The sequence below is a fragment of the Polaribacter sp. HaHaR_3_91 genome (assembly GCF_019278525.1).
Classification (GTDB): domain Bacteria; phylum Bacteroidota; class Bacteroidia; order Flavobacteriales; family Flavobacteriaceae; genus Polaribacter.
Genome location: NZ_CP058986.1, coordinates 884,295 through 905,542 on the forward strand (window position 1 = coordinate 884,295; position 21,248 = coordinate 905,542).

A 21,248-nucleotide genomic window follows, 5' to 3' on the forward strand; every position below is an offset into this window, starting at 1 on the left:
TACAAAAGTAGTAGATTATTTATGAAGAAAGGTGTTATTTAGTGTGGACTAATAATTTAAAGACTATTTAAGTTATAATAAATACGCATTAAATACCTATTTGGTTTTTATATTTCTTTATTATTTTTAGATGACTATTTTTTTGTGGTTTTTTTTGTTGATTAGTTAATTATAAACCTATTTTTTATAGAATTAATATTAATGTACTTTCATTATTTTTTTTATTTAATTAGGTCAAAATTGTTAGATATAGTGTTTGTATTATCTCTAGTTTATGTACTTTTTTATTTTGATGATATATTTTTACTAATATTTTTGTTGAAACTGTTATAAAAAAAATGAGTAACAGAAATTTACTTCTGTTACTCATTTTAATATTTAATTATTCTTTAATAAAAAAGAGGAGGAGCCTTTTACTCAATAACCACTTTTTTGTTAACAGTACCTTTGTTGGTATTCATTTTTACAATGTAAATACCCGTTGGTATTTGTTGTTTAATTTCTAATTGATACGTATCTTTTTGTTCTTTAATATTCCAAAGACTTACTTTTTTACCTATAATGTCAAACAACTCTACCTTATTAATTTCTACTTCATTATTTTTAGAAATTACAATTTGGTGGTTTTCATTGTCTGCATAAATATTGGTGTATGCATCTAATATTTCATCTTCTAGGTTTAAAGTACTACTTGGAGTAAAAGCAAGTACAAAACGATCTGTATAAATTCCTTTATCTAAAGTTAAAGTGATTTCATCATTTGTAACATCATAAGAGGTTCCAGTAAGTTTATCTGTAATATAAATATCTCTAGTTACATTTTCAGTTTCATCTACCATTATATTCACTTGTCCAGAATAATCAACAATTACTTCTAAAGGAACTTCTAACTCGTTAGAGATTTCTTGAACACCAGCAATCACATAATTTTTATCATCATTAGGGAATTTCCAATACATGTCTGTTTTACCAGTTTCATATGCTTCCGAGTCGTATCCTTTATTAAAAGCAAAAGAATTTGTTGCTTGGAAAGAGATTCCTATTTGATGGTGTAAGAATAAATTATCTTCATTGTTATATTCAAAACCTAATTTAATAAAAGGTAATGCATCAGAAGTAGTTTTAGATTTACTAGCTTGTTCACTTGTTTTAAAGAAAACAGATTCAGTACCTTCTGTAACATAAGCTCTTTGGCTGTTATTAAACTCTATTGTTCCACCAACATCTCCTTCAATAAAGAATCCTTGTCCGATTGCAATGTATGGAAGAGGTGTTGTATAATCAGTTTCACTTTCTGTGCCAGAAGTTCCATTGTTATCATTACTAGTATTTGCAGGTACATCTGCCGCAACACCACCACTTAGGTTTAATGTTGCATACCCTCCAATATAACCACCAAATATATGTCCGTCAATACCTTGTCCTTCACCAATAGCACTTTCTTTATGTTCCCAGAAGTAAAGTGTTCCTGTTGTCTGATCTAAGTTGTCTTGTATAAACTTCTTAGCATTCATAGCAGAAGGGAAAGGGTTACCTATTAAGTAATCTTCTCCTGCACCTAAAGTGTTATGGGTATTGAATTCACCATCATTAGGAGTACCAACAAATGTATAATTTTGTCCTAGTAATTTTCCAGGTCCTTTAAAAATAAATCCATCTCCACTATTTATTTCACCATCTTCATATTGGTGTGCCCAATTAGCTCTACCATTAGATTCTGGTGAATAGGTGTATATCCAGTAAGGTGCAAGTGAAATGGCAAGTGTATTTGTTTCATCAAAAGATCCATCATATCCAGAAACAAATTTGATATCCTTTGGATTACTAGGGTCTGTACCATCTTTTAATACATCTTCTATTGTGTAGATGTTGGTTCCTGAATTTACAGGAGAACTCATATAACCATATCTGTATAAACTTGGTATTGTAGAATTTTGATCTACTAAAAGATTCCCCATTACACCTGTACTTGTAATTGTACTAGTACCAGTATGCGTTTGTACTAATTGTGCTAACGTACCTGCTAAACGAATATCTCCATCTAAAGTAATATCATTAGTAACAACTAATAGTTGATCTGTTACTGTTAATGTATTACCTGATTCAACTTTTAGTTTTCTTGCACTTAATCTATTATCAGTATGTTTAAAATCTTGATCAATTACTACAGAACGAGATCTATCTGGAAAACCATTAGTATATACATTACTACTTGTAGTTGAAGTAGTAATGTTAATTCTATGTAAGCCTAACAACGTATTCGCTTCTGTATCTGAATTTAATATTTCAGAAATTAATGGATCTTGAGGATGTCTTTTAGTTCCTGAAACTTCAGTATCACCAATTGGTTGGTAAGGAGTTATTGCATCATCAATAAATACTACCCACTCATCTGCGGTATAGTTTTTATTAGTTGTTAGTGCCTCATCTATCCTTACAACAGAAGTTTGGTTTGTTATATTAGAAGCTACATCATATCTATTTGCCCATGAATTTAATCCGCTGGCAGTTGATAAGGTGATAATATCATTAGTAGCATCATCCAAATCTGTTAAATTAGTGTTTGTTTGAATAGTGGTCGTTCCTAGATTTGTAATAGAAGTAGTTGCACTGTTGTTAAATAAAACAGATTTACCAATTTCTAATACAGATGTAACAATAGCATTAACATCTGGTTCTACACCAGTTTGATCTCCTGATTTATCCTTATACAATTGTACTAGAATAGTATTTGCAGGAATATCTGTTGTACCTATGTTGGTAATTTCTATCCATTTTTCTGCACCTACTTGATATACTTGCGTAATCATTGCGTCTGCTTCAAGAACTTTAGGAATAGAAGTTAAATACAAAGTAGCTTGATCAATAGCTGCTGTTGTTCCGTCATCATTAATTATGTACGTAACAGGTACTGTTCCCACAAAACTAGATAATGGTTCAAAAGTATAAGATCCATCAGCGTTTAATGTTAAATCTCCAACATTTGGAATCGTTGTATTTGTTCCAATTGTAATAGGCGTTCCATTTGCAGTTGCACCCGTAACTGTTTGGTTATCATTTTCTGGATCAAAGTCATTTGTAACAACATTACCGTCCATATCTGTTCCTTGCGGAGCAGAATTAGCATCATCATTAGCAAATGTATTGTTTCCAAAATTATCAATTACATCTATGTTTAGAATAGCAGTATCAGTACCTCCATTGCCATCAGAAATGGTGTATGTAATAGGTTCTACAGTACCAACAAAACTAGTAGAACCAATAATAGGAGAATACGTATAATCACCATTAGGCATTATTGTAATATTACCAGCAGGAACTGAATTACCGCTTTCATTAATTCCAAAAACTGCAATAGCAGAGCCCATAGCTATATCTACAGGATTACCAGATACTATTCTTGTTGCAGAAGTTACAGTAATAATATCACCATCTGTGTCATTGTCATTATTAAGTAAGTTTGAATTTACTGGTGTATTTACTTCTGTAGTATTTACATCATTTTGCGCCGTTGGCGGATTACTATTCGGTTGAACGTTTGGTATTACTTCAATAGATAAAGTAGCTGTGTCTGTAGCTCCATCATCACTAGTTCCTGTGTAAGTAACAGGATCAATAGTTCCTGTAAACCCTGCAGCAGGTACAAAAGTGTACGTTCCGTTTCCGTTAATAGTTAAAGAACCAGCATTAGTAACCGTGTTTCCGTTGTTATCAATACCCGAAACTGTTTTAGCAGTTCCTAAAGTAAATCCAGTAGCGGTAACGCTTGTTATTCCTTGGTCGTTTGTAATTAAAGAACCATCAACAGAAGTGTCCTGCGGTGTTTGATTGATATCATTTTCTGCAGTAACATCAGCAGGAATAGACGTTAAATATAAAGTAGCTTGGTCACTAGCACTTGTTGTTCCGTCATCATTAATTATGTACGTAACAGGTACTGTTCCCACAAAACTAGATAATGGTTCAAAAGTATAAGACCCATCAGCGTTTAATGTTAAATCTCCAACATTTGGAATCGTTGTTTTTGTTCCAATTGTAATAGACGTTCCATTTGCAGTTGCATCCGTAACCGTTTGATCATCATTTTCTGGATCAAAGTCATTTACAACAACATTACCATTCATTGTAGTTCCTTGCGGAGCAGAATTAGCATCATCATTGGCAAACGTATTGTTACCAAAGTTGTCAACAATATTTAAGTTTAAAACAGCAGTATCTGTACCACCATTTCCATCAGAAATAGTGTAGATAATATCGTTTATAGTTCCTGTAAAATTAGTAGCAGGAATAAATTCATATGTTCCGTCGCTATTTAATTCCACTGTACCTGCATCTGCAACCGCAACTCCATTTTCATCAATACCCGTAACTGTTGTAGCAGTACCAATAGTTACATCAGCAGAAGATACCGTTAAAGCATCACCGTCAGGATCACTATCATTAGAAATTACATTAGAATTTATAGTTGTGTTAATTTCTGTAGTATTTACATCATTCTGTGCCGTTGGCGGATTGTTACCAGCAGGCTGAATGTTTGGTATTACTTCAATAGATAAAGTGGCTGTGTCTGTAGCTCCATCATCACCAGTTCCTGTGTAAGTAACAGGATCAATAGTTCCTGTAAACCCTGCAGCAGGTACAAAAGTGTACGTTCCGTTTCCGTTAATAGTTAAAGAACCAGCATTAGTAAGCATGTTTCCGTTGTTATCAACACCCGAAACTGTTTTAGCAGTTCCTAAAGTAAATCCAGTAGCGGTAACGCTTGTTATTCCTTGGTCGTTTGTAATTAAAGAACCATCAACAGAAGTGTCCTGCGGTGTTTGATTGATATCATTTTCTGCAGTAACATCAGCAGGAATAGAAGTCAAATACAAAGTAGCTTGATCGCTAGCTGCTGTAGTTCCGTCATCATTAATTATGTAGGTAACAGGAACTGTTCCTACAAAACTAGATAATGGTTCAAAAGTATAAGACCCATCAGCGTTTAATGTTAAATCTCCAACATTTGGAATCGTTGTTTTTGTTCCAATTGTAATAGACGTTCCATTTGCAGTTGCATCCGTAACCGTTTGATCATCATTTTCTGGATCAAAGTCATTTACAACAACATTACCATTCATTGTAGTTCCTTGCGGAGCAGAATTAGCATCATCATTGGCAAACGTATTGTTACCAAAGTTGTCAACAATATTTAAGTTTAAAACAGCAGTATCTGTACCACCATTTCCATCAGAAACAGTGTAGGTAATATCGTTTATAGTTCCTGTAAAATTAGTAGCAGGAATAAATTCATATGTTCCGTCGCTATTTAATTCCACTGTACCTGCATCTGCAACCGCAACTCCATTTTCATCAATACCCGTAACTGTTGTAGCAGTACCAATAGTTACATCAGCAGAAGATACCGTTAAAGCATCACCGTCAGGATCACTATCATTAGAAATTACATTAGAATTTATAGTTGTGTTAATTTCTGTAGTATTTACATCATTCTGTGCCGTTGGCGGATTGTTACCAGCAGGCTGAATGTTTGGTATTACTTCAATAGATAAAGTGGCTGTGTCTGTAGCTCCATCATCACCAGTTCCTGTGTAAGTAACAGGATCAATAGTTCCTGTAAACCCTGCAGCAGGTACAAAAGTGTACGTTCCGTTTCCGTTAATAGTTAAAGAACCAGCATTAGTAAGCATGTTTCCGTTGTTATCAACACCCGAAACTGTTTTAGCAGTTCCTAAAGTAAATCCAGTAGCGGTAACGCTTGTTATTCCTTGGTCGTTTGTAATTAAAGAACCATCAACAGAAGTGTCCTGCGGTGTTTGATTGATATCATTTTCTGCAGTAACATCAGCAGGAATAGAAGTCAAATACAAAGTAGCTTGATCGCTAGCTGCTGTAGTTCCGTCATCATTAATTATGTAGGTAACAGGAACTGTTCCTACAAAACTAGATAATGGTTCAAAAGTATAAGACCCATCAGCGTTTAATGTTAAATCTCCAACATTTGGAATCGTTGTTTTTGTTCCAATTGTAATAGACGTTCCATTTGCAGTTGCATCCGTAACCGTTTGATCATCATTTTCTGGATCAAAGTCATTTACAACAACATTACCATTCATTGTAGTTCCTTGCGGAGCAGAATTAGCATCATCATTGGCAAACGTATTGTTACCAAAGTTGTCAACAATATTTAAGTTTAAAACAGCAGTATCTGTACCACCATTTCCATCAGAAACAGTGTAGGTAATATCGTTTATAGTTCCTGTAAAATTAGTAGCAGGAATAAATTCATATGTTCCGTCGCTATTTAATTCCACTGTACCTGCATCTGCAACCGCAACTCCATTTTCATCAATACCCGTAACTGTTGTAGCAGTACCAATAGTTACATCAGCAGAAGATACCGTTAAAGCATCACCGTCAGGATCACTATCATTAGAAATTACATTAGAATTTATAGTTGTGTTAATTTCTGTAGTATTTACATCATTCTGTGCCGTTGGCGGATTGTTACCAGCAGGCTGAATGTTTGGTATTACTTCAATAGATAAAGTGGCTGTGTCTGTAGCTCCATCATCACCAGTTCCTGTGTAAGTAACAGGATCAATAGTTCCTGTAAACCCTGCAGCAGGTACAAAAGTGTACGTTCCGTTTCCGTTAATAGTTAAAGAACCAGCATTAGTAAGCATGTTTCCGTTGTTATCAACACCCGAAACTGTTTTAGCAGTTCCTAAAGTAAATCCAGTAGCGGTAACGCTTGTTATTCCTTGGTCGTTTGTAATTAAAGAACCATCAACAGAAGTGTCCTGCGGTGTTTGATTGATATCATTTTCTGCAGTAACATCAGCAGGAATAGAAGTCAAATACAAAGTAGCTTGATCGCTAGCTGCTGTAGTTCCGTCATCATTAATTATGTAGGTAACAGGAACTGTTCCTACAAAACTAGATAATGGTTCAAAAGTATAAGACCCATCAGCGTTTAATGTTAAATCTCCAACATTTGGAATCGTTGTTTTTGTTCCAATTGTAATAGACGTTCCATTTGCAGTTGCATCCGTAACCGTTTGATCATCATTTTCTGGATCAAAGTCATTTACAACAACATTACCATTCATTGTAGTTCCTTGCGGAGCAGAATTAGCATCATCATTGGCAAACGTATTGTTACCAAAGTTGTCAACAATATTTAAGTTTAAAACAGCAGTATCTGTACCACCATTTCCATCAGAAACAGTGTAGGTAATATCGTTTATAGTTCCTGTAAAATTAGTAGCAGGAATAAATTCATATGTTCCGTCGCTATTTAATTCCACTGTACCTGCATCTGCAACCGCAACTCCATTTTCATCAATACCCGTAACTGTTGTAGCAGTACCAATAGTTACATCAGCAGAAGATACCGTTAAAGCATCACCGTCAGGATCACTATCATTAGAAATTACATTAGAATTTATAGTTGTGTTAATTTCTGTAGTATTTACATCATTCTGTGCCGTTGGCGGATTGTTACCAGCAGGCTGAATATTTGGCAATACTTCAATAGATAAAGAGGCTGTGTCTGTAGCTCCACCATCACCAGTTCCTGTGTAAGTAACAGGATCAATAGTTCCTGTAAACCTTGCAGCAGGTACAAAAGTGTAGGTTCCGTCTCCGTTGATGGTTAATGAACCAGCGTTTGCAACTACAATTCCGTTTTCATCTACACCAGCAACTGTTTTAGGGGTTCCTAAAGTAAATCCAGTAGCTGTAACGCTTGTTATTCCTTGGTCGTTTGTAATTAAAGAACCATCAACAGGAGTATCTTGCGGTGTTTGATTGATATCATTTTCTGCTGTAACATCAGCAGGAATAGACGTTAAATATAAAGTAGCTTCATCACATGCTTGTGGAGTTCCATTATCACACTCGCTGTATGTTACAGGAATTGTTCCCACAAAATCAGCATCAGGTACAAATGTATAAGTTCCAATTGCGTTTAAAGTTAAAGTACCTACTCCCGTAATCGTTGTTGGTGTTCCAACAGTAATTGCTGTTGTTGTACCGTTAAAAGTAGCAGAAGCAGTAGTAACTGTTTTTGTATTTCCTTCTGGATCAAAGTCATTTGCAACAACATCACCATTCATTGTAGTTCCTTGCGGAGCAGAATTAGCATCATCATTAGCAAACGTATTGTTACCAAAGTTATCAACAACATTTAAGTTTAAAACAGCAGTATCTGTACCACCATTTCCATCAGAAACAGTGTAGGTAATATCGTTTATAGTTCCTGTAAAATTAGTAGCAGGAATAAATTCATATGTTCCGTCGCTATTTAATTCCACTGTACCTGCATTTGTAACCGCAACTCCATTTTCATCAATACCCGCAACTGTTGTAGCTGTTCCAATAGTAACATCAGTAGAAGATACTGTTAAAGCATCACCATCAGGATCAGAATCATTAGAGAGTATTGTAGAGTTTACCGTTGTATTTATTTCTGTAGTATTTACATCATTTTGCGCCGTTGGCGGATTGTTACCAGCAGGCTGAATATTTGGTAATACTTCAATAGATAAAGAGGCTGTGTCTGTAGCTCCATCATCACCAGTTCCTGTGTAGGTAATAGGGGCAATAGTTCCAGTAAAACCTGTAGTAGGTACAAAAGTGTAGGTTCCGTCTCCGTTGATGGTTAATGAACCAGCGTTTGCAACTACAATTCCGTTTTCATCTACACCAGCAACTGTTTTAGGGGTTCCTAAAGTAAATCCAGTAGCTGTAACGCTTGTTATTCCTTGGTCGTTTGTAATTAAAGAACCATCAACAGAAGTGTCTTGCGGTGTTTGATTGATATCATTTTCTGCAGTAACATCAGCAGGAATAGACGTTAAATATAAAGTAGCTTGGTCACTAGCACTTGTTGTTCCGTCATCATTAATTATGTACGTAACAGGAACTGTTCCTACAAAGCTAGATAATGGATCAAAAGTATAAGATCCATCAGCGTTTATTGTCAGTTCTCCTACACCTGCAATGGTTGTTGAGGTACCAGGATTAATTGTAATTGTTGTTGGTGTACCATCAATTATAATAGAAACCGAAGCAGAAGAAAATGTTTGAGTATCTAATTCTGGATCAAAATCATTGGTGATGATGTTTCCTGCCATAGATGTTCCTTGCGGAGCAGCATTGGCATCATCAGTAGCAAATGTATTGTTACCAACCTTGTCTATAACTTTTAAGCTAAGAGTAGCATTTACATCTGGGTCATAATTAATGTTACCTGGATTGTCAAAAGCTGGATCTGAATAGGTATACGTAATGTCATCTATTGTACCAACAAAAGTTGGTTCAGGAACAAAAACATAAGTTCCATCTTCATTTATTGTAACGGTACCCGCATTTGTAACGGCATTACCATCTTTGTCTGTACCAGAAACTTGTTTAGGAGTTCCTAAAGTAAAAGAACTACCACCAATAGATGCTTCTGTAATTTCATCAGGATCTGAACTAAGAGTTACTGAAGAGCTTAAAGTAGTGTCCTTTTCTGTAGTATTAACATCATTGGTACTGGTACCGTAGTTGTTAATAACATCTATACTAAGAATAGCAGTATCTGTTGCTCCGTCAGGATCTGTGGTAGTGTAGGTTATATCGTCAATAGTTCCTGTAAAATCTGTTGAAGGAACAAATGTATAAGTACCATCATCTTCTAAAGTAAGTTGTCCTGCATTACTTACAGTATTACCATCTTTATCTTTACCAGGGACTGTAGTAGCAGTTCCTATGGTTACATCTGAAGAACTAACTGTTAAAGCATCACCATCTGGGTCAGAATCATTTGTAAGTATTGTAGAGTCTATAGTTGTATTTACCTCTGTTGTACTTACATCGTTTTGCGCCGTTGGCGGATTATTACCTGGCTGAACATTCGGAATTACTTTTATAGTTAAAGATGCAGTATCTGTAGCACCATCTGTTCCTTCTCCTGCATAGGTAATCGGATTAATAGTTCCTGTAAAACCTGCAGTAGGTGTAAAGGTGTACGTTCCGTCTGATCTAATAATAATTGTACCAGCATTTGTAACAGGATTATTGTCTTTATCTACACCAGGTATATCTGTAATAGTTACACTTCCTGGAGTTCCACCTGTTTCTGGAGGAACTGTATAATCAGTACCGTTTATAGTAACAGTTGTTACACTTGCTATATTTTCATCATTTGTTAATAGGGCTCCATTAACAGGAACGTCTTGTGGCGTTTGATTGATATCATTATAAGCTGCTATATAACATGCAGGACTTTGGATGTCTGCATCTTGAGAAGTACCAATTGTTTGTGTTATTCCACCTGGAACTCCGTAAGTAGCGCTTGTTTTATCATTGTCTACAGCAGCAGTAAGCATTCCAAAAGTTGGGCTGCTTGGATCTGTATCAATATCTGTATGACTATAAGTTCCGCTTCCTTCTAAAGCATCCGGACAACCATCGTTGTCTGAATCTACATCACGGTAACTTGGCATGTTATCGTTATCTGACTGACAGCTAATACGGTGTTGAAATATTACATCATCGAAACGAACAACGTTATTGTCTTGATAGGTGTTGTTTTCGTTATAGATGTAAAAACGATAATAGTATTTTGTACCTGCGGTTAAATCGATATCATATGTATGACCTAACATTAGGTATTGATCTAGTTCTATTTCATCTACATAACCATCATAATACAAAACAGTAGAAGTGGCAAAATTAGCATCTGTAGACATTTCTAAAGTAACAAAGAACTTTCCTAAGTTTAATAAAGAATTACCATTGTCTGGAGTTGAAAAACCAAGACGTACCAAACCTAAATTCATGTTAACAGCAGGTGTGTAGGCCACTTGTACATAATCATTATCGGCTTTTGCATCTTCGAAAGTAGTTTTGTCTACACCTCCAATAATATAAGTTGAAGCTTCATTATAGCTAGCTTCATCTACTCCAGACCCAAACGCAATGTTATCTGCATTTGTAAAATTAGGGTTTGTAAGCTGAGAGTATGGGTGAGGTCTCCAACTTCCTGTATTGTCAAAAGTTGCATAATCAGATTGATTGTCATAAGGAGCGGAACCTTCATTATTATGTAACCATTCTACTTGCGTTTCTGTACATTCACCAGGAACGATAGTTGTTTTTTCATATTCAAATATTTTTCCACCATCAGGTATACCATCGTTGTCATCATCATTATCACAAATGTTTCCGATGCCATCTCCATCAAAATCTTGGAATTTAGGGTTTGCAGGGTCACAAGGACTACAAATATCTGATTGTATCGATGCATCAGCAGAAGTTCCTGCTCCTTGAGATGTTCCATTAGGAATACCTTGTGCATCTACAGTTGCAGTTAAATAAGTATAACGAGCATCAATATCAGCATAAGTATAAGTTCCTGCTGCTTCTATTGCATCAGGGCAACCATCGTTATCTGAATCGTTATCTAAATAATTTGGGATACCATCACCATCTGTGTCTGCAGCTAGGCAGTATTTTAATTCAAATAACTGCATTGTTACATTAGAAGCAGTATTAGTTGAATTATTTTTACCAGCAACGAAAACAATTTCTGTTACTGGACCCGTTAGAGAAACAATAACACTGTTGTCTGGTGCATTAGAGCCGCCATTAGTACTAATAACAGATTGACCTATAATTGTATAATTATTACTTGGTAATGTGTTGTTAGTAATTGTTAAAGGCACATTTGTTCCATTTAAATTTGCTGTAAAGTCTACTCTGTCATCATTATCTAATCCTCCCCATTTAAACTCTAAGTTGTGAACAGGTTTTGTAAATGTTAATTTATAAACAGCTACATCTATGTTTGCTGCATCTGCTGGATAGTAAGAACCTAAAGGAAATTTAGTGTTATTTGGTTGTACGTTGATGTAGTTTCCGTCTACACCGCCTGTTGGACCTGCACTAGCAACTCCACCTGCCCAAGTTACAGAGTTTGTTGTTTCAAAACTAAAGGTACTTTCTACTCCTTCAAATGTGTAAAGGTTAGATGTAGTACCGGAAGAATTCCCTCCATTTGTACCTGTAGTTGTATTTGTAAATGTTGCACCTAAATCTATATAATCTGTAGATGGACAGTTAAGATTTATTTCTACAGTATCTAAAATACCATCATTATCATCATCTAAGTCTGCTCCGTCTGGTACACCGTCATTATCATTATCATTACAAGTATTTACACTTGCATCTAAGTAATATGCGTTTGGTGTTGTGTAACCTGCTGCAATTACTCTACCATTATTACTTACTTCTGTAGGGTTTGTTGGTGTTCCTGTACCATAATATCCGTTATCATCTGCATCTGCATCTGGATTTGTAAGACCTGTATAATATGCTTCATCAGCATCACTACAACCATCGTTGTCTGAGTCTGAATCTAAATGGTTAGGTATACTGTCTCCATCTGTATCTATATTTTCGTATAATATGATTGCATTATTATTCCAATTATCCGTAATACATGGTTCAAAGCCTATTGAATGGTAAGATAGATTACTAGAAGAGTCTCCAAATCTAAAACTTACAGATGATATAATAGAATATACTGCTGTTACTTGAGCTTCTGTACCAGAAGTACCAATTCCATCTATTACATTACCATCACTAATATAACCTTGGCTAAAGCCATCTACGTTAGCTGGTAGATTATTATAAAGTTCTAAATTGTTTGGGGTGTCTACAAATAAGTCACCAGTTGTGCCATCTATATATGTTACAAACTCATTTACATCATTATCTATCGTGGTTAGAATATAGGTGGCTGGTGGTGCAGTAATCTCACTATCAGCAACAACAAAGTCAATTCTAAATTCTGTAAAACTAGTTGAGTTAGCATGTTGAATACGTGGTTGAAAATTAGTATCTATTCCTAGTGCGTCTACACCAATGCCTGGTACATCTAATACATTAATACTTGTATCTGTAGAAGAAACGATGGTAACAATAGCATCTACACCTGTATAAACATCATTATATATAAATTGGTCTCCAACTCCTGGTATAGCTGGATTTGAACCATTGTAGCTAAAAGGACCATTTGCAGAAGCAAATGAAGGAGTAGGTAGCGTGTTGCAGTTTATTGTGTTGCGTTCATCTATGTCTAAAATTCCATCATTATCATCATCTTCATCACATTGGTCTGAGATACCATCTCCGTCGGTATCTAAATTACCAGATTCGGCAGCATTACATGGGTCTACAGGTGTTGTTACGTCAAAACTGATAGTCAAACTATTAGCGCCTTTTAAATCATATCTACCAATAAAAAGGCCATCATCATATATTTTAAGGTAAGAAGCTTCAGTTCCAGAATTAGCCCAACCAGTTACAAGTCTACTTTCTAAGGTAATAGAGTAAGTATTATCTGGTAGATTTGTGAAAACTCGAGTTCCTGTGTAGCTAGAATTAGGGTCTACAATATTAGAAAAACAGTCATTATTGTCACACATCAGAGTACCTCCAGTTGAATTAGCAATACGATTACCATTAGAAGAAGCGGGCCAATTTACTTCAAGTGTAACTGTAGATTGCCCCACAACACTTTGAAAGGCAAACAGAAAAAGGATTGGTAAAATAAAGAATGAAGCTTTATTAAATTTTAAAGCAGTTGCTTTTCTTGTTGGGGGAACTAAATTGAAACGAGCTATTTCCCCAAGCAGGCTCGATCTTTTTAGATTTTTAATCATGTTAATTTTTTTATAAGTTACAAAAATACAATTTTAATATATATTTAACAATAACTATTAGACACCTAGTAATCAGTAAAGTCACTTTATTGTGTAAAAAGTGTTAAATTTTATGGAATTAAGTAATACAAGATTAGGTGCCCCTTTGTCGTTTTTTTTAACTTCTTTTAATATATAATGATTTCTTAACTTTAGGTGAAATCTTTAAAGTTTTCTTATTTTTTTTCAAAACTGATAAAAATCATCTTTTAAACTTGGTTTTATTCAGAAATTTGTGGGTATAATTAAAAGATTAAATTATGAGAAGAGATGAGCCTATATCTACAATAATGGCAACAAATTTAGTTACCTTATGTGTTACTGATGATTTAGTTACTGCAGAAAAGTTATTTATAGAACACAAAATAAAACATATTCCGGTAGTTCGTGATAAAGAAATTATAGGGATGTTAAGTTATTATGATATTCAAACAGTAAGTTCTGCTGTTTTAAATGAAGACCAAACATCTGTAGATAGTTATATAAATAACAATTTTTCTATAGCACAAGTTATGGACAAAAGTATTACTGCAATTCCGCCATATACATCTATAAAGGATGCAGCAGAATTGTTAACAACAAAAGGATTTCATGCTTTACCAGTAGTTGAAGATTCTGAACTAGTAGGTATTGTAACTACTAGAGATTTAGTAAAATATTTGGTAGCAAAATTATAGTGGTTTTTTATATTGGTTAGTTAGTAAGAAAGAGGCTTTTATAAGGCCTCTTTTTTTGTTATAAAACTAATAAGTATGTGTTGTTTTTAAGGTTTTTCATAAAAAAAAAGAGGTTATATTGTTAATTATTCATATTTAATCTAAATAAATTTTGAAGATGTCAGTTTGAGTTTTATATTTGCGTTTTTCTTAAAAAGAACTCATTTTGCTCCATAATTTTTACTGATGAAAAAAACAACTTCTTATTCTTTTAGAAAGCTAATAAACGATATTCATTTATGGTTGGGTTTGGCTAGTGGAATTATTTTATTTTTAGTGTGTTTAAGCGGAACAATTTTAACCTTTGAGCATGAGATAAAAGATTTTTTTGCTGATGATTTTATCGTTGAAAAAACGGAAAATAAAGAATTGGTAAGTACTTTGGTAACAAACTTAAAAGTTGCTGAAATGGGGTTTATAACAGGAGTAACTATTGCAGCAGATGAAGAAGAACCGTATGTTTTTAATGTAAAAAAAGACTTAAAAGAGCGTCGTGGTTCTAAAGTGTTAGTCAATCCTTTTTCTAGTGAAATAAAAACGGTACAAAAAACAAGTGCAGATGCTTTTTTAATGTCGATGTTTAAATTACACAGATGGTTATTATTAGATATAAAAATAGGAAGGCCAATTGTGGGAATTGCTACTATTATCTTTTTAATAATCTCTATTTCTGGTATTTATTTATGGTTTCCAAAAAAATTAAAATGGCGAAATATAAAACAAGGTTTTAAGATTAAAACTAAAGCAAATTGGAAACGCATCAATCACGATTTACATAATACATTGGGTTTTTACGCATGTGTTTTTCTTATAATTATGGGAATTACAGGTTTGTGTTGGTCTTTTGAAGGTTATAAAGACGGTTTAGGAAATTTAATAGGTGCTAAAATTTTTAACCGTTCTAGCCCAAAATTTGATTTGGAAAAGAACCCCGGAAATAAAGTGATTTCTGTTGATGAAGCAATTTTAATAGCTAATAGAGCTCTTGATTATAAAGGAGAGTTATCTGTAACTTTTCCTAGTAAAAAGAGTAACTACTATAGCTTTAGAAAAACCAATGAAGCTAACTTTTCTCCAGTAACATCAGATAGATTGTATGTTGCGTCTTCAGGAGAAGTTTTAGCAGTAGATTATTTTAAAGACAAACCTTTAAACGTACAATTTGCATCTTTAATAAAACCGATTCATACCGGAGATATTTATGGATTGTTTTCTAAAATAATTTATTTTTTAGTGTGTTTAATTGCTACAAGTTTACCCGTTACGGGAACTATTATTTGGATCAATAAATTAAAGAAAACTAAAAAGGTTAAGTAATAACTTGTCTTTTAAAATTGAAAGGAATACTGTTAATATGAATGGAACCTATAAAGTTGTTTCATTATTATCAGTATTTTGTTTTTTTAAATAAGCAGCAATAATACGCTGAATATCTCTATTATCTTTTTTAGGTTCTACAAAAAACTGGTAGTCTTCTGGGTTTTCTAATTGTTCAGCCTGATGGGTATCTACATAACCAAAACCTTTATAAATTCCGTCTAAAATTAAAGCAAAACCTACTTCGTTTTCCGTTCTACCTGTTTCTTTTATGACTAAGTTTTCTGCGCCAATACCTACCGATTTAATTGCTTCTTTTACACGTTTATTATAATCTTCTACCGATTCTTTGTTACAACAAACACCTTTACATTCTTTTAGTTGATAATGAAAACAACTGGCAACATTGGTTTGTAAGTGACAATATTTAGGGCACAATTCAAATTCTTTGCAAAGTGTTTCTAAATGATTTCTACATTCTGCAACAGTATAATATTTCATTATAGGGTTTGGAGTCAATTTTAACCGATTATAGGCTAAATGGATGATTCCTTTTTGGTCTTCATAAGAAAATAAACCAATAGCTTCACCAGCTCTTCTTTGTGCTCTGTTAAATTTTGGGTATCGGTGTTTTATTTCTGCAGATTCATGCAACAGTGCTAATAATTCACTTCCTGTTTTTGTAAAAGAAATGTCGGCAGTTTCCATACACATGGTTTGCTCTTTTTTCTTTTTATCATAAAAATGACTGATCACACGTTGCTTTATATTATTTGCTTTACCAACATAAATAATTTCTTTCTCTATGTTTTTAAAGTAATAAACGCCAAAAGTTTCGGGTAAATTATCGACAACTTTTTTGTTTAAAAGCGGAGGTAAGGTTGCTTGTCTAGATTTTGGATTTAAAAAAGAATTGATGGTAAAATTATCGTCTCTTTCTATCAATCTTCTAAACAATTCGGTAGTAGCTTCCGCATCTCCTTTTGCGCGGTGTCTGCCAATTATAGGAATGTTTTCATGAGTACAAATATTCCCTAAACTGTAAGAACTTAAACCAGGCATTATTTTTCTAGTTAACCGAACGGTACAGAGTTTTTTTCGTTTAAAATCAAAGCCTAAATTTTTGAATTCCTCCTGAATAATATTATAATCGAAGTTGACATTATGAGCCACAAAAATAGTGTCTTGCGTAATTTCTGTAACTTTTTTTGCAATTTCGTAAAACTTAGGTGCATTTCTAACCATAGCATTTGTAATACCTGTTAGATTGGTAATAAATGCGGGAATATTTTGCTCTGGGTTTACCAAAGAAGTAAACTCGTCTATGACTTTTTTACCGTCAAAAACAAAAATGGATATTTCAGTTATTTTAGAACCTTTGTATCCATTTCCTGTTGTTTCTATGTCAACGACTGTGTATAACAATTATTCGATTGTCTTTTTTAAGTCGGCAATAGTTTGTGTTGGGTTTTCAGAACCAAAAACAAAACTACCAGCTACTAAAACATTTGCTCCAGCTTCTATTAATGCATTTGCGTTATAAGAAGTAACGCCTCCGTCTATTTCTATTTGACATTCAGATTCTGTAAAATCGATTAAGTGTTTTAATTGACTTACTTTTTTATACGTGTTTTCTATAAATGATTGTCCGCCAAAACCAGGATTTACACTCATTATACAAACTACATCTAAATCTTCTATAATGTCTTCTAAAACGGCAATTGGTGTGTGCGGATTTAAAGCAACTCCGGCTTTCATTCCTGCAGCTTTTATAGCTTGTACCGTTCTGTGTAAATGTGTACAAGCTTCGTAATGTACAGTTAAAATGTCTGCACCTAAATCTGCAAATGTTTGTATGTACTGATCTGGATTTACAATCATTAAATGTACATCTATTGTTTTGGTAGCGTGTTTTGCAATTGCTTTTAAAACTGGCATTCCAAAAGAAATGTTTGGTACAAAAACGCCGTCCATAATATCAATATGAAACCAATCTGCTTCACTATTGTTTACCATTTCTACGTCTCTTTGTAAGTTAGCAAAATCTGCTGCTAAAATTGAAGGTGCAATTAAATTACTCATTGTTTTGTTGTTGTGTTGTGATTTTATTTTGCAAAGGTACTTAATTGATTAGTTGATGAAAGAATAAGAAAGTAATTTTTTAATAGGTGATTTGCAGGTGTTAGTTAGAGGGCTGCATAATCTGTATGTTTGTTTTATCTCTGTTTCTTTTCCATTGATGAATACTGAATGAAGTTCAGCACAAACTTCAACAAAAATCTAGACTGATTTTTAATTTTATAGAATTCTACTTTGTATTCCACTATCGCATCCAGACCACTGCGTTCTTTGGATGCTTGCCGTTCCTTACAATTTGAATTTCTATAAAAAAAAATAAAAGTAGGTCGATAACATGAAGTTATATGTTTTTTTAATAGATGATTTGTAGGTGTTAATCGGAGTAATAAATATCCGCTAGCGCGAGCGTCTCGCTCGTGCCAAAACCACCGATCATATTATTTTATCTTTTACAACTTAAACGGTACGAGCGAGACGCTCGCACCAGCATTGGGTAATCTTTGGATGCTTGCCATTTCTTGCAATTTGAATTTCTACAAAAAAAAATAAAAGTAGGTCGATAACATGAAGTTATATGTTTTTTTAATAGATGATTTGTAGGTGTTAATCGGAGTAATAAAATATCCGCTAGCGCGAGCGTCTCGCTCGTGCCAAAACCACCGATCATATTATTTTATCTTTTACAACTAATTTAAACGGTACGAGTGAGACGCTCTTACCTGCATTGCAAATACTATGCTTTCTATGTGTCTATGTGGTTAATTTTTTAAGTTCGGTAGAAGTTCCCGAAAATGTAAAATGTCTAATTAAAGTGTTTATCCGCTAGGGGGAGCGTGCCGCTAGTGCACTGCCACCAATTGTTGCCTTTTATAACTGATTTATGAGTTACGAGTGAGACGCTCTCACCAGCATTGGGCCTCTAGACCACTACGTTCTTTGGATGCTTGCCGTTCCTTACAATTTGTAATTTCTAGAAAAAAAAATAAAAGTAGGTCGATAACATGAAGTTATATATTTTTTTAATAGATGATTTGTAGGTGTTAATCGGAGTAATAAAATATCCGCTAGCGCGAGCGTCTCGCTCGTGCCAAAACCACCGATCATATTATTTTATCTTTTACAACTAATTTAAACGGTACGAGTGAGACGCTCTTACCTGCATTGCAAATACTATGCTTTCTATGTGTCTATGTGGTTAATTTTTTAAGTTTGGTAGAAGTTCCCGAAAATGTAAAATGTCTAATTAAAGTGATTATCCGCTAGGGCGAGAGTGCTGCTAGTGCACTGCCGCCAATTGTTGCCTTTTATAACTGATTTAAGAGGTACGAGCGAGGCGCTCGCACCAGCATTGGGTATTCCACTATCGCATCCAGACCACTGCGTTCTTTGGATGCTTGCCGTTCCTTACAATTTGAATTTCTAGAAAAAAAAATAAAAGTAGGTTAGTAGTATGAAGTTAGATGTTTATTTATGATAATAGTTTTAAACAAGTTTAGCCCCGATTGAAGTGGCATCCTTTTTTCTGTCAGTTCGAGTGAATTTTGAAGTATGAAAAATTTGTATTGAGAACAGAAGAAAAAAGATATAACGGAAAGCGGGAAATAGCTTCAAAAAAAATATAGCTTTATGTGATTCCTCCTTTGTGGAAATGACAAGGTTGTGTCTTGCAGTGAGGTGTATAAAAAAAAACTCTCGAAAATAAATTCGAGAGTTTTTAAGTTTTATAAAAATTAATGATTAACCTAAGTAAGTCATTAAAATTTTAGATCTAGAAGTGTGTTTTAATCTTCTAATTGCTTTTTCTTTAATTTGACGAACACGCTCACGAGTTAAATCGAAAGTTTCACCAATTTCTTCTAAAGTCATTGGTTGGTGCTCACCTAAACCGAAGTATAATTTTACAACATCTGCCTCACGTGGAGTTAATGTTTCTAAGGCTCTGTTAATTTCTATTCTTAAAGATTCGTGTAATAAAACTCTATCTGGGTTTGGAGACTCACCAGAGTTTAAAACGTCGTATAAGTTAGAATCTTCACCTTCAATTAATGGTGCATCCATAGATACGTGACGTCCAGAATTTTTCATAGATTCTTTAACGTCATTCACTGTCATGTCTAGTTTCTTAGCAATTTCTTCCGGACTTGGAGGTCTTTCATTTTCTTGCTCTAAGAAAGCATACATTTTGTTAATTTTATTGATAGAACCAATTTTATTTAACGGTAAACGTACAATTCTAGATTGCTCTGCTAATGCTTGTAAGATAGATTGACGAATCCACCAAACGGCATACGATATAAATTTAAAACCACGCGTTTCATCGAAACGTTTAGCAGCTTTAATTAAACCTAAGTTTCCTTCGTTAATTAAATCGGGTAAAGTTAATCCTTGATTTTGATATTGTTTTGCAACAGATACCACAAATCTTAAATTGGCTTTCGTTAATTTCTCTAAAGCTCTTTGGTCTCCTGCCTTAATAAGCTGTGCCAATTCTACTTCTTCATCTGCAGTAATTAAGTCTACTTTTCCTATTTCTTGTAAATATTTATCTAACGATGCGGTTTCTCTATTAGTAACCTGCTTGGTAATTTTAAGTTGTCTCATCTAATTCTCTATGACTTTTTAAAGGATTAATGTATTGCTACAATCTATTATACGTTGGTATTTAAGAAAATGTTACAAAAAGTTTCATTATTTTTTTTAAAGTATGTTTTTTACCATTCAACGACATAAAATTACCTGTTAACTTTTTTTTTTATTTAATAGTGACTTCTTTGATTTCTTTGTGTCAAAATAATAACTGAATTGAAAACAATAGACGTTAAAGCTTTAAGCGACGAGGAATTAATCTTTAAAATAGTAGCAACAAACAACACACAATTGTTTGCTGTTTTGTATGATCGATTTTCTAAAGTTGTTTATAACAAATGTTATGGTTTTTCTAAAAATAAGGAAGAAGCAGAAGATTTAACACATGATGTTTTTATCAGGTTATTTGTAAAATTAAAAACCTTTAAAGGTAACTCTAAGTTTTCTACTTGGTTATATTCTTTTACGTATAATTTCTGTGTAAATTATGTACAAAGGAATGATTTTAAGAAGAAAGAAAAAGTTACGGTTGTTACAGATAATATACAAGACGATGATCTTTCGCAAGAAATTGATGATTTAACTTTATTTGAGTTAAAATCAGAAAAATTAGCAAAAGCATTGTCTTTAATTGATCCAACAGAAAAGATGATTCTTTTAATGAAATATCAAGATGATATGTCAATTAAAGAAATTAAAGATTTTTTAAACATTGGTGAAAGCGCTGTTAAGATGAGAATTAAAAGAGCGAAACAAAAAGTTGTAAGAACGTATGAAGAGTTATAGTTATGAG

At 33.7% G+C, this 21,248-nt stretch carries 7 protein-coding genes; 3 read left to right on the top strand and 4 right to left on the bottom strand.

Annotated features, from left to right (window positions below):
• Window positions 1-413: 413 nt before the first annotated feature.
• Window positions 414-13,718, bottom strand: a complete 13,305-nt coding sequence (locus tag H0I27_RS03580) for an Ig-like domain-containing protein (RefSeq protein WP_218732540.1) — start codon at window positions 13,716-13,718, stop codon at window positions 414-416.
• Between the two features lie 299 nt (window positions 13,719-14,017).
• On the opposite strand from H0I27_RS03580, the gene H0I27_RS03585 reads away from it, so the two are divergent.
• Window positions 14,018-14,434 carry a CBS domain-containing protein gene (locus H0I27_RS03585; protein ID WP_025562381.1) on the top strand — a complete coding sequence of 139 codons (417 nt, stop codon included), beginning with the start codon at window positions 14,018-14,020 and terminating at the stop codon, window positions 14,432-14,434.
• 225 nt (window positions 14,435-14,659) lie between these two features.
• On the top strand, window positions 14,660-15,790 hold the full coding sequence (locus H0I27_RS03590; protein WP_218732541.1) for a PepSY domain-containing protein: 1,131 nt from the start codon (window positions 14,660-14,662) through the stop codon (window positions 15,788-15,790).
• A gap of 48 nt (window positions 15,791-15,838) precedes the next feature.
• On the opposite strand, the gene H0I27_RS03595 is transcribed toward H0I27_RS03590, so the two are convergent.
• From H0I27_RS03595 to H0I27_RS03605, 3 genes are all read right to left on the bottom strand, one after another.
• Window positions 15,839-17,215, bottom strand: coding sequence for an exonuclease domain-containing protein (locus tag H0I27_RS03595; RefSeq protein WP_218732542.1), 1,377 nt, complete (start codon window positions 17,213-17,215; stop codon window positions 15,839-15,841).
• Window positions 17,216-17,872, bottom strand: a complete 657-nt coding sequence (rpe, locus tag H0I27_RS03600) for a ribulose-phosphate 3-epimerase (RefSeq protein ID WP_218732543.1) — start codon at window positions 17,870-17,872, stop codon at window positions 17,216-17,218.
• A 1,734-nt stretch (window positions 17,873-19,606) separates the two neighbouring features.
• Entirely contained in the window at window positions 19,607-20,470 is an 864-nt protein-coding gene (locus H0I27_RS03605) for an RNA polymerase sigma factor RpoD/SigA (protein ID WP_015482077.1), read from the bottom strand.
• 201 nt (window positions 20,471-20,671) lie between these two features.
• On the opposite strand from H0I27_RS03605, the gene H0I27_RS03610 reads away from it, so the two are divergent.
• Window positions 20,672-21,241, top strand: a complete 570-nt coding sequence (locus H0I27_RS03610; RefSeq protein WP_165732051.1) for an RNA polymerase sigma factor — start codon at window positions 20,672-20,674, stop codon at window positions 21,239-21,241.
• The last annotated feature ends 7 nt before the right edge of the window (window positions 21,242-21,248 follow it).